The 16,356-nt window shown below is 45.7% G+C and carries 11 protein-coding genes; 1 reads left to right on the forward strand and 10 read right to left on the reverse strand.

Features of this window, described 5'->3' with window-relative positions; genetic code table 11:
• Positions 1 to 174 precede the first annotated feature (174 nt).
• From AC4G47_RS17075 to AC4G47_RS17110, 8 genes are all read right to left on the reverse strand, one after another.
• Positions 175 to 888 (reverse strand): glycosyltransferase family 2 protein, encoded by a 714-nt coding sequence (locus AC4G47_RS17075; RefSeq protein ID WP_491101943.1) that lies wholly within the window; start codon positions 886 to 888, stop codon positions 175 to 177.
• Positions 889 to 1,057: 169 nt separating this feature from the next.
• A complete protein-coding gene (locus AC4G47_RS17080) occupies positions 1,058 to 2,155 on the reverse strand; it encodes a Gfo/Idh/MocA family protein (RefSeq protein ID WP_458126739.1) in 1,098 nt (365 codons plus the stop codon).
• Between the two features lie 12 nt (positions 2,156 to 2,167).
• Complete coding sequence (locus tag AC4G47_RS17085) at positions 2,168 to 3,091, reverse strand: helix-turn-helix domain-containing protein (protein WP_491101944.1); 924 nt, start codon at positions 3,089 to 3,091, stop codon at positions 2,168 to 2,170.
• Between the two features lie 24 nt (positions 3,092 to 3,115).
• Positions 3,116 to 4,120 carry a Gfo/Idh/MocA family protein gene (locus AC4G47_RS17090; protein WP_491101945.1) on the reverse strand — a complete coding sequence of 335 codons (1,005 nt, stop codon included), beginning with the start codon at positions 4,118 to 4,120 and terminating at the stop codon, positions 3,116 to 3,118.
• A gap of 243 nt (positions 4,121 to 4,363) precedes the next feature.
• Entirely contained in the window at positions 4,364 to 4,546 is a 183-nt protein-coding gene (locus tag AC4G47_RS17095) for a sporulation protein Cse60 (RefSeq protein ID WP_458126736.1), read from the reverse strand.
• Positions 4,547 to 4,633: 87 nt separating this feature from the next.
• Positions 4,634 to 5,398, reverse strand: a complete 765-nt coding sequence (locus AC4G47_RS17100) for a YheC/YheD family protein (protein WP_491101946.1) — start codon at positions 5,396 to 5,398, stop codon at positions 4,634 to 4,636.
• Positions 5,399 to 5,599: 201 nt separating this feature from the next.
• Positions 5,600 to 10,846 (reverse strand): S8 family serine peptidase, encoded by a 5,247-nt coding sequence (locus AC4G47_RS17105; RefSeq protein WP_491101947.1) that lies wholly within the window; start codon positions 10,844 to 10,846, stop codon positions 5,600 to 5,602.
• 699 nt (positions 10,847 to 11,545) lie between these two features.
• The gene (locus AC4G47_RS17110) at positions 11,546 to 13,003 is read right to left on the reverse strand and encodes an alpha-L-fucosidase (protein ID WP_491101948.1); all 1,458 of its coding nucleotides are present in this window, start codon (positions 13,001 to 13,003) and stop codon (positions 11,546 to 11,548) included.
• A gap of 122 nt (positions 13,004 to 13,125) precedes the next feature.
• Here AC4G47_RS17110 and AC4G47_RS17115 point away from each other — a divergent pair, with 122 nt between their 5' ends.
• Entirely contained in the window at positions 13,126 to 13,959 is an 834-nt protein-coding gene (locus AC4G47_RS17115; protein ID WP_491101949.1) for an AraC family transcriptional regulator, read from the forward strand.
• Positions 13,960 to 14,015: 56 nt separating this feature from the next.
• On the opposite strand, the gene AC4G47_RS17120 is transcribed toward AC4G47_RS17115, so the two are convergent.
• Both AC4G47_RS17120 and AC4G47_RS17125 read right to left on the reverse strand, forming a co-directional pair.
• Positions 14,016 to 15,086, reverse strand: coding sequence for a glycosyltransferase WbsX family protein (locus AC4G47_RS17120; RefSeq protein WP_491101950.1), 1,071 nt, complete (start codon positions 15,084 to 15,086; stop codon positions 14,016 to 14,018).
• A gap of 61 nt (positions 15,087 to 15,147) precedes the next feature.
• Positions 15,148 to 16,140, reverse strand: a complete 993-nt coding sequence (locus AC4G47_RS17125; protein ID WP_491101951.1) for a CgeB family protein — start codon at positions 16,138 to 16,140, stop codon at positions 15,148 to 15,150.
• Positions 16,141 to 16,356 lie beyond the last annotated feature (216 nt).

Below are 16,356 nucleotides of genomic sequence, written 5' to 3' on the forward strand. Positions count from 1 at the left end.
TTTTTCAAGTAAATTCATAAAACTTTTTTCATCACCTCCAAATTGAACCATCTTGGCGCAAACTGGACAAAAAAAAGACGCATCTGCATTCGGCAGAAGCATCTCCTCCTTAGTTGATTTACACCGTTCACTACGATGACAGAACAACCTTCCGATCGCTGTTCTGAAACTCCTCTATAACTTCTTATTAGCATAGGGTCTGAAATCCTCCGTAACTGCAAGTTTCGTGCTTCCCTCCAGATAAAAGCTATCATCCGCTCTCCACGTATGACTTTTTTTGTTCTGTCTGCGGTGATAGACATAATTGTATGGAGAGGTCGCGTACGCTTTGAATCCTCTTTTCCTGCATTGTCTCAGGAAGGTTACATCTTCCCCAATAGAACGGTCCGTGAAGCGGACTTTTTTCAAAACCTCTCTTTTGAACAGCAAGGTACCGCCTTGTACGAATTCAACCGGTTTATTCTTTTCTGCGGGAGATCTGACCAACAATGTCTTGGACGCGCCCAAATAGACGAGACACGAATGTTTGCCTACAATATCACTTTTGGTCCGTTTAAGTTCTCTCACCTGTTCTGTCAAATAAAACGGCGAGTAGTAGTCATCATCATCAAATTTCGCAATCAGCGAACAGCGAGCCCTTGTCATGCCGGCGTTCAGACTTTGTCCTAGCGAAATGCTCTCCGGAACTTGGTATACATGAACATTGGCATGTTTTCGAACCCGATTTTGATATAATGCCAGATTCATATTGTCATGATTCAGGACAATGATCAGCTCTTTGCTTCTATAACGCTGCCGACTGTAATTTTGCAGGATGTTGTCAAAAAATTGCGGCCGGTTGGTACATACAACAATGGAAACACCGTGATTCGTTTTGTTTTCAGTCAAAATATAACCTCTTTTCAGCTCATTTTTCTCTCATCATATGTGCTGAAATAGAGTCTGGTATGGACCAATAGCTAGTAACCATTACACCAAAAACCCTATGTCCCATATAACAGGACAAAGGGTTCTGTAATCCAATGCAATCTAATCTATCCTTTTTTTCTGTTCTGTTCTATGCTTCGCTAGCGTTATTCAAGTACACAGCTTTACCTGTGCGAGCAGATTCATAGAGTGCTTCCAGGATTTGAGATACAACCAGCGCTTGTTTCGGTGTGACCACCGGCTCTTGATCATTCTCAATCGCTTCAATCCACTTTCTCATCTCGACATCCGGTGCGCTCTCGCTCTTACCGTCGTAGAAAGCTACTCCGCCAGCACTCAGTTCAATCTCGTTGGTATATAGACGGCTGAATTTCTCGCCATTGATGCGCAGTCCGTTCTTCATATCCGCACCCGCTTCGCTGCCGCTCAAGCTACATTTGGCCTCATCCACGTCCAGTGAGTTCAGTGCCCAGCTGGATTCAAGCATAATCGTTGCCCCATTCTCCATCACAATCATGCCGAAGGCCGAGTCCTCTACCGAGAATTGTTTCGGGTCCCACGGGCCCCAGGCATTGGCCGCATTTTCACGTTGTGAAAGCTCATGATAGGTCGTACCCAGCACAACCTTCGGTTGATAGTTATCCATCATCCAGAGCGTCAGATCGAGTGCGTGCGTACCAATGTCAATCAATGGACCGCCACCTTGCTTCTCCTCATCCAGGAAAACACCCCAAGTCGGTACTGCTCTACGTCTAATCGCATGTGCTTTGGCAAAATAAATATTACCCAGTTCACCAGCTTCGCACACTTTCTTCAAATACTGACTGTCTTCTCTGAAACGGTTGTTGTATCCAATCGTCAGTTTCTTGCCGGTACGCTCCGCCGCTTCCAGCATGAGCTGTGCTTCAGCAGATGTCTTTGCCATTGGCTTCTCACACATGACATGTTTGCCTGCTTCCAGGGCAGCAATGGAAATCTCGGCATGAGAAATATTCGGCGTAAGTACATGCACAATATCCAAAGACGCATCCTTAAGCAATTCCTGATAATCCGTGTAGACTTCAGCATCAGTAGAGCCATATTTCTGCTTGGCTTCATCTGCACGTTCCTGAACGATATCGCAGAAAGCCACCAGTTCAACATTATCCAGTTTACTCAGACTCGGCAGATGTTTGCCATTCGCGATTCCACCACAGCCAATAATTCCGATACGATATACTTTACTCATATATATTCACCCTCACTTAAGTATTGGTTGTTTCATTTTACGAAAAGCCGACGGGGTCATCCCCAGACGTTTGCGAAATACAGCATGCAAATAGTTGGCATTATTGAAGCCTGAAGCCAGAGCGATCTGTTCGATGGATACGTTACTTCCCTCCAGATTGCGGCACACGGCGCGCAGGCGAATATCCTCCAGTACGCGGCTGAACGGCATCTCCGGCTGTACTTGATAGAAGATTCGTTGCAATTGTCTGCTGCTGATATGAAGTTTCTCCGCTACATGCTCCAGTGTGACCCCTGTAGGGTGATTCGCCTCCATATACTGCACTGCATACTCATAGCGATACACCGACATATCCCGGACAGGGGCTTCCGGTCGATCCCCCCCGGTGTCGTATGCTCGCACGGTTTTGAGTAATATGCTGATGACCAGTTGCTTGATCGACGTGTAATAACCTAACCATTTCTGATCACATGCCTCATAGGCTTCCAAAAAGCAATGCATCGCCCGATGATAATCATTCACCGGAGTAAGCGGAAGTGTTCTCAGCTTTTCAATCGTTTCCTCTGATTCTGCTGCTTCCCAGGGATCGACATGCTCCCTTGGCTTGTGAACGATATCCACATGAAGACATAGTTCATCCATATCCTCTTTGGCATCTGCCTCCTGATAATGAACGACACCCGGTCCAGTCAAATACAACATCCCTTCCGAGAGTGCATGTGTCTGATCATCTAGAATAACTGTGCCTTTACCTCTCGGGATAAAATGGAACTCGAACTCCGCATGATTATGGAAATCCACAACTCGGCCCGCTGGAAATGAAGTCAGATGAAATCGCATCACGCGAATCTCATAATGTCCCCATACCATTGAAATATCCAATCTCTCCAGGAGATCCTGCCGTTCAAGCATTTTCTCATAAGGATACAGGCTCAAGATTGCATACCTCCTTAATAAAACTTAAGCCTTCAACTCATTCAGGGCGATTCTGCGTCCTTCCTTCGCAGAGAGATTCGCAGCTTCCATCAACCGGGTCAGTTCCATAGCGATCTGCACATTTTCAGTTGCATCCGTATCATTTTGTATATGTGCGACCCATTGATTGAATGCGCTTTCTCTTTGATCAGCCAAAGGAAGTTCAGTCCAGTCATCATATTGTCCCTGTGCTGCTTTCGTACGAATCAATAGCTTTTCTTCAGGTGTCCCGTATAGAAGCGTACCTTCCGTACCATGAACCTCAATCGTAAACGGAGAATGGTTGTTCACAAAACCAGCTTCGACAACGCCGACTGCTCCAGAATCCGTAAACAAGGTTGCGACTACATTATCTTCCACTTCTTTGCCTGTAATATATCCGAAATTCGCATTAACCGCTGTTACTTCCTGACCCAGAAACAGTTTGGCCAGATACATCGGATGGCAGCCCAGATCAATCAGCGCACCGCCCTGACAATCCTTCAGATCATAGAAGTGTTCAGGTAACCAGTTGGAAATTGCTCCATCATGCGATAAACGCGCTCTAACATAAGTCACTTTACCAAGTAATCCCTGGTTAAGCACATCCTGAATCGTTAACGTATATGCTGCATTCAGACGTGGTAAGGAAACTGTCATTTTGACCTTGTTTGCCTTCACCTCATCAAGGATTCTGTTGGATTCCGCCTGTGTCGACGCAATAACCTTCTCTGTAAAGATGTGTTTACCTGCTTTTGCAGCAGCGGTGATCACCTCTTCATGGATGCGGGTTGGCGCATCTACAATAACGGCATCGATGTCATCCTTGGCCAGCATATCTTCGAGTGAAGCATAGTATGGTACGTTTAAGCGTTCAGCAGCTTCCTGTCCCCGCTTGGCATCTTCATCCCACACGGCGGCGATGACCGTATCCTCATGTTCCTGTGCCTGCTTGATGTAATCCCATGCATGAACATGCCACATGCTAATTTTTCCAATTCGAATGGTCACGGTTGTCTTACCTCCATACTATATAATATTCTGACATTTATCTATAAGTTATCACAGACTTAATCTATTTTTAATAGGAACTCACGACAATTAATGTATAAAATCACGACATAATTTCCGAAATACTTGCTTGGTATTATTTTGTATGTACTTCACTTCCAACATAAGAAATACCCTCTCTACTGTGGAACATAAATAAAGCATCCCGATGGATGCTTTATTTTCAAAGGCTCATTATTAAATTTATTTGGTGTAAATAACCATAGCCGAGAAATGATTTATAACATAACCACCGTTAGAAACGACTACTTGAGAATACTTGATATCCACTACATCCACACTATTAATCCCGTTTAAAAATTCATTCATTTCTTTCTCCAACTCAATAGCGCTTGCATTTTCAAATATTTTCACTTGTGTTCTCATCATTCATCTCCCTATCCATCTGATATAGACTTAAGGGATATATACGTTTTCGAGGCATTTAGGTCGCATAAGTTACTTTTAATCACTTCATTTCATCGTAGCCTGACGGTAATATCGAATCACCTTGCGATACATCGTCTTGTCCTTTAACTGATTGAAAATATAGGGATCTGGCTTGGCATTCACCTCAATAATCCATGGCGTTAGACTTCGATCAAGCCCGATATCCACCCCAATGCTCTTCAAACGCGTGTATTTTTTCCTCATATGTCGGGCTATGTCGATACCCAAGCGATTCATCTCCCGGATCAATTCATTGATTCGTTTGTCGGAAGCATGGGATTTCAGTAAAGTGTGAATGCTCATTGGCTTAGCACCACTATGGTAGTTGGTCACGATTTTCTTCGGATGACCCAGACGGCCGATGACACCCGTCGCTTCCCATTCCAGTTGGGGATTCAACTGGACCATAACCCGAATATCAAAGAGCCTGTTGTTATGTTGAAGGAGATGAATACCTCGCTGAATGAGATAGCTTTTATGCTTAACCACATGGGTCAGACTTCGATGGAACGACTCGAAGCTATTGAAGGTCAGACGCTTTTGATGGATCTGGTAGGCAAAATGTTGATGATTGTGCATCTCAGCCTTAATCACGCCCATTCCAAAGGTGCCTATCTCGGGTTTGATATATACCATTCTATATTTGGCCAGCATGGATTTCAGGTTGGATTGGCTAAATCGCTGCGTGTCGGGGATAAACGGTTGGATAGCCGAGTTATTCAGCAGCATTTTGGTTTTGAGCCATTTACTTCGTAACGGTTGGGATCGTTGTAATGGATCTACTCCCACAGTTCACTCCTCCTGTTATCGTATTTTCGTTACTCCTGGGGCTCCAGACCATGCAGTATATGCAAGTTTCTTGAACGAATCTTAGGCGCCAGATGCAAAAAGAGATACAACAAAAAGCCGACAAGCCCTGATACTTCGGCTTGTCGGCTTCTTGCTTGAATCTTCAAAACACAGTTCTCATCCGTGTCACACTTCGAATAATTATGGTTGCAGACCCTCAGTAGACGGTGGACTAGATTCACTAGATTCCGTTTCGGCTGGGCTCGAATCTGGTTCTGGAACTGATTGTTCTTGTGCTGCACTGACGAACAATCGTCCAGCTGCTTCCGCCTCTACTTTATTCCCGGCTGCATCCTGAGCACGAATCACAATAACTCCGCCATCAAGAACAAGGGATGAAGGTGTCGTGTATGTGCCTGTGTAACGGCCAGGTTCGGTCTCCACTAATGGAATCTCTCCTGCCCCTTGGTCATTCAGATTCAGCGGTAACTGAATTCGGAAAGATGCCTGCAGACCAGGTTTACTATCAAATGAAACGGTAACACTCTCCCCTGATGTGATTCGAACATCTTCAGCCGGAGTAATATTCGTTAGTTCTGGCAATGCCGTTTCCACGTAGACGGTGCGGGTTACGGTTGTTTTGTTGCCAGCGATATCGGTTGCTGTAATGGTAATCGTGTTCTCGCCTTCATTGACCAATACGCGGTGACTGAAACTTCTGTCTTTGCCCACTTGTACGGTTTGTCCGTTAACGGTTACCTTATCGAGGAATTGTTCCACGACGTTACCCGTTACGTGAACAACTTCTGCATTGATTCGATCCCCTTGAGCTGGCGTGAGAATCGTCAACTGCGGTTGGGTCTGATCCAGAATGATGACGACTGGAAGTGAACGGTCGGTTGTTTTCCCGTCCACCACGGCCTCTGCAGTAATCGCATTAATTCCTGAACGGAGCTTCACACCGTATGAGAACTTTCCATTCGCTACAGTTGTGGTGCCAGCCAGATCCTTGCCGTTGTAGATCTTGATCTGAGCTCCGGATGCAGGAGACGTGCCCGACACGTTAAAGGTCGATTGATTCGTATACGTGTTCGCAGGTGCTGTAATTACCGGTGCATTCACCGGATATCTCACGACTGCACGAACCATGTAGTTACCTTCTTCTGCAGGTGCAGTGCTCCAAGCCCCACCTACACGCTGCCAGCTTCGACCTGCATTCACACCATTCTCATCGGTAGCCAATCCCGGAGCGCTTGTTCCGGCTACGCTTTGTACATACACAATATAGAAATCACCCGTTACAATCACTGGTTCCGGGAATTCAACGGTTGTCCATTGATCGTTACGAAGTGCAGTACCATCGAATGGTCCAGCCAGCTGTCTTCCCGGCGCTCCGCCAGCGCCCGATGCATCATAGACGGCATATTGGAACGCTGTACCTCCAGGTACAGGCCATTCGGTGTTCCAGAATCGGAACGATGCGCCTGTAAGCTGTGCAGTTTCCAGCTCTGGTGTCATTCGAACCGCCCAGGCATTGTCAGCAGCTACAAAAGCTCTTGCATTCTCTGCTGTTCCATCATCATAAGCAATTTCCCCAGGGAAACCGATGAATGGTTTCAAGGCAACATTTGCCTCTGCCGTTCCATTACCAGGTACAGTTACAGTGACGGTTTTACTGTAATAATCTGCAGCCCGGATGGAGAGAGTGTAGCTTCCTTCCAATACCTGAATATCGAAGCTGCCATCTGAACCTGTGCGAACTTCACCTACCTTGGCATCTTCCACCACGAGGACAGAAGCATCAGCCAGTGGTTGGCCTGTCCGCTCATCGGTTACTACACCTTCAATCTGTCCATGCGGGATTGCCTCCAGATTAAAGTTGACTTTCGCCCCACTGCCGTCTGTGATCGTTACCTGCTGAGTTCGAGGATAGTATCCATATGCCTCAGCTTTTAACGTGTAATCACCAGCTACGTGTGTGAAGCTATACTTGCCCGTAGCCGAATCCGTCTTCACCGAACGACCGGTTTCGAGCACGGTTACCGTTGCACTTGCTGGCAGGCTTTGCGGATTAACAGAACCTGTTTCTGGTTTTTCAACTTCCGGTTGCTGCTGCTTCGTTTTGTTAAATTCTGCTTTATCTGTCCGTGAAATTTTGTACCAAGGGTTATCATAGGACGGTTTCGGTTTGTCACTGTTAAGAACAACCGCACTGTCCTCGGTTACTGTCTCCACAGCAACTCCCAGTACACGGAAATCATCAATGAACCAACCTGTCTTCACGACACTGTTGTCTGAGGTCAGACGGAACCGGAATTGAACTTCATTGCCGGTAAGTGCATCCAGGTCATAAAATACGGGTGTCCATTGTTTGCCATTTGTACTGTGTGAAAATTTACCCAGTTCTGACCATGTGGTCCCACCATCCTTGGTGACTTCCACATATCCGTAATCGTATCCACTCTCAATCTCGTACCAATGATTAAACGTGAGCGTTCCTTCGGACACATCGGTCAAATCAATGACTGGAGATACGAGTGAATAGTTGGAGCCATTCTCGTACGTATTGTCGAGATCAGTCGCCCAGACATTCGGCGGAGAAACGGCGCTGGCAGGTCCCGTTACCGGAGTACCGCGTTCCCATTCATCTTTGGTCCCCGAATGAGTCCAGCCATGATCATCACTGCCATCGAAATGATCGATGTAGACATCCTGAGGCACTTCTACTGTAATGGAGACCTCGTTCGATTTGTCGCTTTCATTGCCACTATAATCAAGTGCAGCAACGGTATAGTAATAGGTCGAATCCGTCACCGTAGCGGTATCTGTAAACGTTGTTCCTGTTGCAGTTCCAATGGATTCATATCCTGTACCTGTGGTTGTGGAGCGATATACGACATAGGATTCGAGATCCTCATCGCTCGGACCAGTCCAGCTCAAGGCTACATTACCCAGAATATCGGCGGTCGCAGACAATCCGGCAGGAGCGCCCGGAGCAATCTCATCCAGTTCTTCTACAGCGAAATCATCAATGTACCAGCCAGCCTTTTGCACTGAATTATCGCTCGTCAGATTGAACTTGATGAACACCTGCTGTCCCGCGTATTCGCGAAGATCCACATATTGCGTCTTCCAATTGCCACCTGTACCCGTGAAGGTTAACCGTTCTTCGAACACATAATCGCTATCCTCGGAAGCGATGTATACCTTGCCGAAGTCGATGTTATTTTCCAGGTCATACCAGTGCTTGAAGGATAATAACGCACCTTCTGGACTCTCGGTTAGATCAATAGGTGGCGCAAGCAGATATGCGTTGCTATTCGCCACATAAGTCCCTTGCAGATTGGTTGCAATCACCTTGTCACCGGAGTATGCACTTCCAGGACCACTGGTCGGTGCTCCCCATACCCAGGTACTTCCTGTCCCACCAGTCGTGAAGCCCAGCTGATCTTCTTCAAAATCCTGAAGATATCCTGGCTGAACACCATTGGACACAGCCACTTTATATACCTGACTTTCGAATCCGTTGTTGCCGTAATCGTTCACGCGGATATAATACTCTACACCTTGCGGTTCAATAAGAAAAGCAGGGATTGTTGCTGTATACGTCCCATCTTTGTTATCTCCGGCAATCCGATTCATCGGTAGATAAACGTATTGGTTGGTGCCTGTCGTTTTGGCAAAAGCCTCAACCGAGACTACCGCGACGTTATCTGTCACATGAGCGGTTAATGGTATATCGATGCCTGTAAAGGCAGAATTGATAGGGGTATGTGCCAGTACCGGCTCTTCCAGATCATCTCCGGCTGTAACCACTCTGCCGGATACTGTGCCGATTCCTTCGAGTACCGAACCCACAGCATCGAGGGCATTAATAATGCCGTGACCGTACCCATTATTAGGGGAGGTCGGATACTGGCTGTCCGTTCTCGGCGTCGCTGTATCTATAATAATCTGCTCCAGCTGATCCACAGTCAAGGAATGGTTGGCTTGAAGCAGTAGTGCAGCAAGTGCAGTCGTATGCGGGCCTGCCATTGAAGTACCGTTCCAGCCTCCCTCATATACACCGCCTGGAACTGCTGAACGGATGTTTACCCCTGGGGCAGATACTTCAGGCTTAATCTCTCCATACGGAGATGGACCCAGCAGCGAGAAGGAAGCCAGATTACCATTAATATCCGTGGCTCCCGTAGCGAAACTTTCGGGGTAATTGGCAGGATTTGCGACAGAGCCGGGACCACCCGGATTCGTCAGTCTTACATTACCCGCGGAGAACTCGGGAAAGATCTGCGCATCACGCCAAGCTTGAACCATAGGACGGAACCATTCATCCAGTCCTGCGCCTCCGCCCCATGAGTTGTTGACGACATCCGGTGCAAGTTCAGGATGCAGATTGCCTTCCGCATCCACCGGAGCAATCAACCACTGTCCGCCATCCAGAATAATGGCATCGGTTGTTTCGGGATTGAATATCCGCACACCAATCCATTTTGCACCGGGAGCAACCCCGATCTGGTTGGTGCCATCTGCTTCGGAGCCAACCATCGTACCCATTGTGTGAGTACCATGTCCGTCTTCGTCCGCAGGTAGGGCAGCATTACTGTGCGGATCATACCAGCTCAATTCGGGATCAACGATGTTTCCCGAAGCATCCAATCCCCGCCATTTACTGCGAAGTGCCGGGTGGGTATAGTCCACACCGCTGTCCAGATTGGCTACGACAATACCTGTTCCGTCGATGCCCCGATCCCACACAGCTGGTGCATTGATGTAATCAAGGTTCCATTCCACGTTCTCGGTTGTTAGATTGTCTTTGGCAACAGGTTCCTTATCTTTAACACCGACTGCTGCATCTTTAGCTGGCGTTTGGACAGAATCCTTGGCTGGCGCGCTCGCCGCTTCTTTACTCACTTCCGCTTTCTGTAAGTATCGCGTCTCATTCGGTAGAACCTTCTCTACCTCAGGCAGCAGTGCAATCTGTTCCATGACTTCTTTCGTACTCGTTACTGCCAGTGAATTGACGATAAAATAGCTTTTATATTCTTTGACCTTACCCAAGTCAACTTCCTTTTCCAGATAACTTTCCAATGTATATTGTGTACGTGAGGCCGTTTCACGCAGAGAACTGACGACCGAATTACGAACGGACAGCTTCGTGGCTGAGGCCGTTTGTTTGGCGATGGTCGCTTTTTCCAGGGCCTGTTTGGAGACTGCTGCTGTATCCACCTGTTCCTTCATTTTCACCAGATAGGTAACATATTCACTACCTTCGAATTCTTTGGTCAACTTGGCGTTTACTTTGGACTCCGTAACTTTGGCAAGTCCAGATTTCATATCCAATTTGGATGATGTGGAGTTTTCAGCTGAAACCGGATGAATGATCGAAAATGCAAGGAGAAGCGAGAGCCCCATGGAGATGGGCTTGCGTAACCGATTAATCTTTATCAAACTTTTCCACTCCTTTTACCCGGTTTTGTAATTTAGTCTGGTACATATGCCCTTCTCTGCAGAATAACACGGTAAAATAACCTTTATTGCGAACGAAATAGACGTCCTGGGTTTCACATAAAGCCTCACCTCCTTTACAGGTCTGGTTAGGGAACAATATGAGTCAGAAAAGATAGCTGGATCAGTCTATGATTTTTCACTTGGAAGTTTAGGAGATTTTGAACGACTTAGGTTAAGACTTGAGAATGAAAGGTTTGGGTGTTTGAGTCATGCAAACGAGTGTGAATGTCTATAAGCATTCATGTGGAAGGGTGATCTGGAGCGTTAGCAGAACGCTTGCTAAGGAGTAGTGAATCAGAATTTCGATCGTGGTTCGAGTGAGTTGGAAAACATTTAAATTACATATACTAGTCAATTAGGAATTTAATTGTATTTTATTGGTATAGTATAGAATCATTATTCGATATATACAAGCACTTTTATTGAAAAATATAGAAAATAAGTCTATTTAATGCTTTTATGTGTCTCATGTCGCTTGTACCCCTAATTGCAATTTTCGCATTCACGCAAATTCAACCATAAAACACGGTTCAAATAGACCAATAGACCCTATATTACTATCACTCCCCTCAGATAATAGTCCACTTATGAAATTACAAACAAAAAAGAACCGGCGCTTTTGCCGGTTCCTTTTCACATCTAATCCAGTTTAATTTTGAAAACGACAGGCGCAATACTCTTCACATTGGTTGTGGTGATCGTCAGTGCGTCTGCTGTTCTTTCCCATTCCGGTTGTTCCTCGTAGCCAAGTACCTGAATGTCCTGAATGACTCCTTGAAAATGGTGAGAGTTATCCTTCAGGGATTTAATGTGGACCACTCCGTTATCCGGGTATGCAAGTACCGTGGCATACAGATTGCTCTCTTTTACCGTAAACCGTATATCTTCACTCGTGAAAACCTTGGTATCCCCATCCGTGAATTGCCCTTCCTTCACCTTTGTCGGACCTTCGCCATACGTGCGCCAGAATGTTGTATCATAGATCGCTTCGCCATTCACTTCCATCCATTTGCCAATCTTCAGCAAGATATCCCGGTCTTCATCTGGTATGCTGCCATCTGCTTTGGGTCCTATGTTTAGCAGCAGATTGCCATTTTTACTTACAATATCGACGAGATCTCGGATGATCTCTTCGGCCGTTTTGTAGTTGTTGTTTTCCGTGTAACACCATGAGTTTTTAGCGACAGCCGTATCCGTTTGCCAAAAATAAGGCTTGAGATCAGCGAATTGTCCCCGCTCCACATCCGGAACAGCAGAGCCAAACATATAGGCCTCATGTTTATAATTGATGGCTACAGGGATGCCCCATTCTTCGCCTTTGTTATAATAATAGGCAGCGAATTTTTTAAGATAGGGTTTGAACGCAACTGTTTGAATCCACCAATCGAAGTAGAAGACACGCGGCTGATATTGATCCACCAGTTCACAGCAGCGAATCAGCCAGTCTTCCAGATACTCCTCGGTTGGAGGTGAACCATACAGATCATGATGATCCGGTTCCGGCATGGCAGGCCAATAGAAATCTCCACGCTTCAAGGGTTCCTTAATATCTGAATCGAATTCCATACCGTGAGACATGAAGAACCAATGCTCGGCACGGTGGGACGATACACATAAGGTCAGCCCTTGCTTCTCGTAGGCAGTCTTCATCTCACCAAGAAGATCCCGTTTGGGGCCCATTTCATATGTGTTATAGTGAGAGATAGCGCTCTTGTACATCTGAAAACCATCATGGTGCTCAGCCACGGGCATAACATATCTGGCTCCGGCTTGTTTGAATAGCATTGCCCATTCGTCTGCATCGAACTTCTCTGCACGAAACATCGGAATGAAGTCCTTATATCCAAAGTCCTTATGAGGTCCATACACCGCGAGGTGATGTTCATATGCTTTGGAGCCCTGGATATACATATTACGCGAATACCATTCGCTATCATAAGCTGGGACGGAATATAACCCCCAGTGGATGAAAATGCCAAATTTCGCTTTCTGGTACCATTCGGGAACTTGAAAAGCAGTAAGCGAGCTCCAGTTGTCCTTGAAATTCCCATTGGCGATCGTTGCTTCGATCTGTTGCAAATATTCGTTTTTGTCCATGATATGTTCTCATCCCTTCCGTTATCGTCTGCACTTGTATTGTAGTGCTACGGCCCATGGATAGACATGTAGAACACTAACTTTTAGATGGACAATAATAACCTTGTATGGAGATGAGGATCATGAATCACCAAACTTTGCTTACGAATTACCTGTCCAATCTGCAAGTTGATTTATTCATGGTCAATTACAATCGGTGCAACACCGATTGGCGGGATCTGGATTACACGCCCGATTACAGCAAGTTTTACTTCATATGCGAAGGTGAAGGTTGGCTCAAGATTGGGAATGAAGAGTACTACCCTGCGCCTAATCAACTTATTTTAATGCCAGAGGGAATCCAACAGTCCTACTCGGTGATTAACCATCGTCCTTTTCTCAAATACTGGTGTCACTTTAGTGCGAAGGTGGGAGGAATTAATTTATTCCAAATCCTGAAGTTCCCGCACATCTGTACGATAGATCAACCTGAGTTGATTCAGGGGATTTTCAGCAGCATCCTTACATATGCGAAGTCCGATGAAGTCTATGCCCATATGATGGCCAAGAGCAAACTGACCGAGTTACTGTCTCATTACATCATGGGTCTTGACCTTAATCAGATCTCCTTTATTAACGTGCCTGTCATGGAGAAGCTGTCTGCCATTCTGGCTTATATTGACTCCAACATCGAAGAGAATATTTCGGTTCAGGATCTGGCCCAGATCGCCTACATGCATCCGAACTATTTCATTCGATTTTTCAAGCAGCAGATCGGCATTCCGCCAATCCTCTACATTACAGGCAAAAAAATCGACAAAGCCAAGGAACTGCTAACCTGCACCCCGAACACCATTACAGCCATTGCCGAGAATCTCGGATTCAGTGATTTATATTATTTTTCCAGACAGTTCAAAAAGCACACAGGACTCACGCCTACGGAGTTCCGCAGACAAACTACGGTTCGCACATCGTAAATATGGTGCATATAAGCTCAAATTAAAAGGGAGTCTTCCTCATTCGGAACTCCCTTCTATAACCTGTTTCTATTTAGTTGTTCGTGCTGAATTACTTTCTTGAGTTCTCTCAAATATGCGTAACCATAGTTCTGATCCGGTTCAAGGTATGCACCTTCCGCCCATTCATTCCAAGCGTTAACAAAGAGATATTCACTCTTGTACACTGTCCTTGCTCTCTCCATCTGTCTCGCCAGATAAAGCCCAAACTTCTCTGGGGTCGACCCGAGCGTACTCTGACCGTCAACGCCTCTCCGCGGTGTATTGTCCCAACTGACAAAAGCACCTGGATAGACCATTTCCCCATTACGGTGTGGTGTTCGTTCGAGAATGGAAGACCATACCTTGTCATAATTCACAGCGATATGTCTCTGCCCCTTAATGTTCATTTCGATCCAGATTCCATTCATATGTCCATGTGCAAACGTATAATGCGGTTCAAATTCCATACTCGCGTCAAAGATCTGACGATTAAATGTAGGGAATCCACCAATGGTCTGCACAAAATGAATCCCTTTCAGGCCATGCTTCAAAGCCAATTCACGCCAAAACTGAATCATTTCCTCACATTGAGGAATGCTGGCTGGCCTATAGATCAGAAATAACGGCTTACCTTCCACTCGAATATATCGTCTATCCTTGAATGCCTTGAGCAGGTAGTCAAAATGCTCTTCCCAATCATGTCGATCCCCATAGTTTTGTGCAATGAGAATATCCGATTCCTGACCGTCCCATTTCCTTGTCCATGTCTCATTGGCCCATGACAAACAAAAAGGAAAATCAGGCTCCCCACTATGCAAAATTTCATTCACTGGTTTTTCCAGCAAACGCTTGCCTTTGAACCAGTAATGATAATAACAAAATCCATAAATGCCATGATGTTTAGCCGTTTCCGCTTGCCACTTTCGTACATCTGGATCGGAAAGATCATAATATTTCCCTTGAAGTGGCTGCTTAGGCTGATAATGAGCCGAATATAAAGGCGTGGCTTTTCTTACATTGGTCCATTCGGTAAAACCGTCCCCCCACCATCGGTCGTTCTCCTCAATCCGATGAAATTGGGGCAGATGCAGAGCAATTACCTTCAATCAGAACTCCTCCAATGCAGCAACATAATGCAGCCTACGCTCCTGTGATTCTTGGGATGGTTTATATGAAAATGATATCCAGCAGTCGCAAAGTTTTTTGCAGATGGGATTGATTATATTTCATGTATGCCAAAGCATGGCTAGCGGACAGTCTCCTTGCATCAATACTCTGCCAGTAATGTTCAAACTTCTGAATGAGTTCCTCACAGGAGTTGTATTGATGAAAGTTACTAAGGTCTATCACGTTGCTCTGATTCACAGATGGTCCTATGAGCTGAAACGTCCCGCATGCGGCAATTTCCATCACGTTTTTGATTGATTCGCCACGATGAATAACCAGTTTGCTTCCGTTATATAACATCTGGCGAGCTTCATTCCTATGAACAGGATAGAAATCCCCGATTTGTGCCCAACCCTTTCCATCCACCCGAACTTTTTTGTTATCCAGAAGCCCCGATTTGGCAAAAGCGGTGATAATGCCATCCGGTTCTGCATCCCCGATAATATAAATATCCGATTCGTACTCCAGAGGAACAACTTGCGGACAGAACAGATGTGGATTAGGTGGCATCAATAGTTCATGACTAACAGTGCTTCCCATATGATGCTGATTACCGCTTATTTGGGCTGAATGCTGTGTAAACACGTGATCAAATAACGGGAGAATAGCTTCACTTTGATTCACATGTTGATCGGCAGACAACCAGATTGCCTTCTTCACGGTTGATGTCCTTAATGCTGTGATATTCTCATCCGGCAAGTTTTCTTCGCTTCCGATGACTATAATCAGGTCAACATCATTAGAAGACAAGCAGGCTGAAACGGATTCGATATATTTAATCTCATTCACATTTTTCACGAGATGTTTCAGACTCTGTTCAATCAGGACGCAATGTGATGACATTTCTCGGTCATTACAAGGAGTAATAAGAAGCACATTCAACTCCTTATAGATCACTTTTGGCACTTCTCGGGTAGGTACGCTTCCCACCTGCATCATTTTCAGCCATTGCTGATTCAGTTCCAGTTGCTGTACTTCCATATGTTTACGCATGGATTTGAGTTTCCTGTTCAGAACCACATTCATCTGTCTCAGGAATAACCGGTTCGCATCATGAACTGAACGTTTCTTTTTCGTGGACTTAACCTGCGTTCTTGACTTCTTTCGGATAACAAACCCTCCTGTTCCATGCGAAAGCATTCTCTGCCTACAATATGCACGAAATAGTGGCGTGGTTTCTTCTATTGAGCTTTTCGCTAACTCTCTTTT

Source organism: Paenibacillus sp. Negev47 (genome assembly GCF_058313655.1).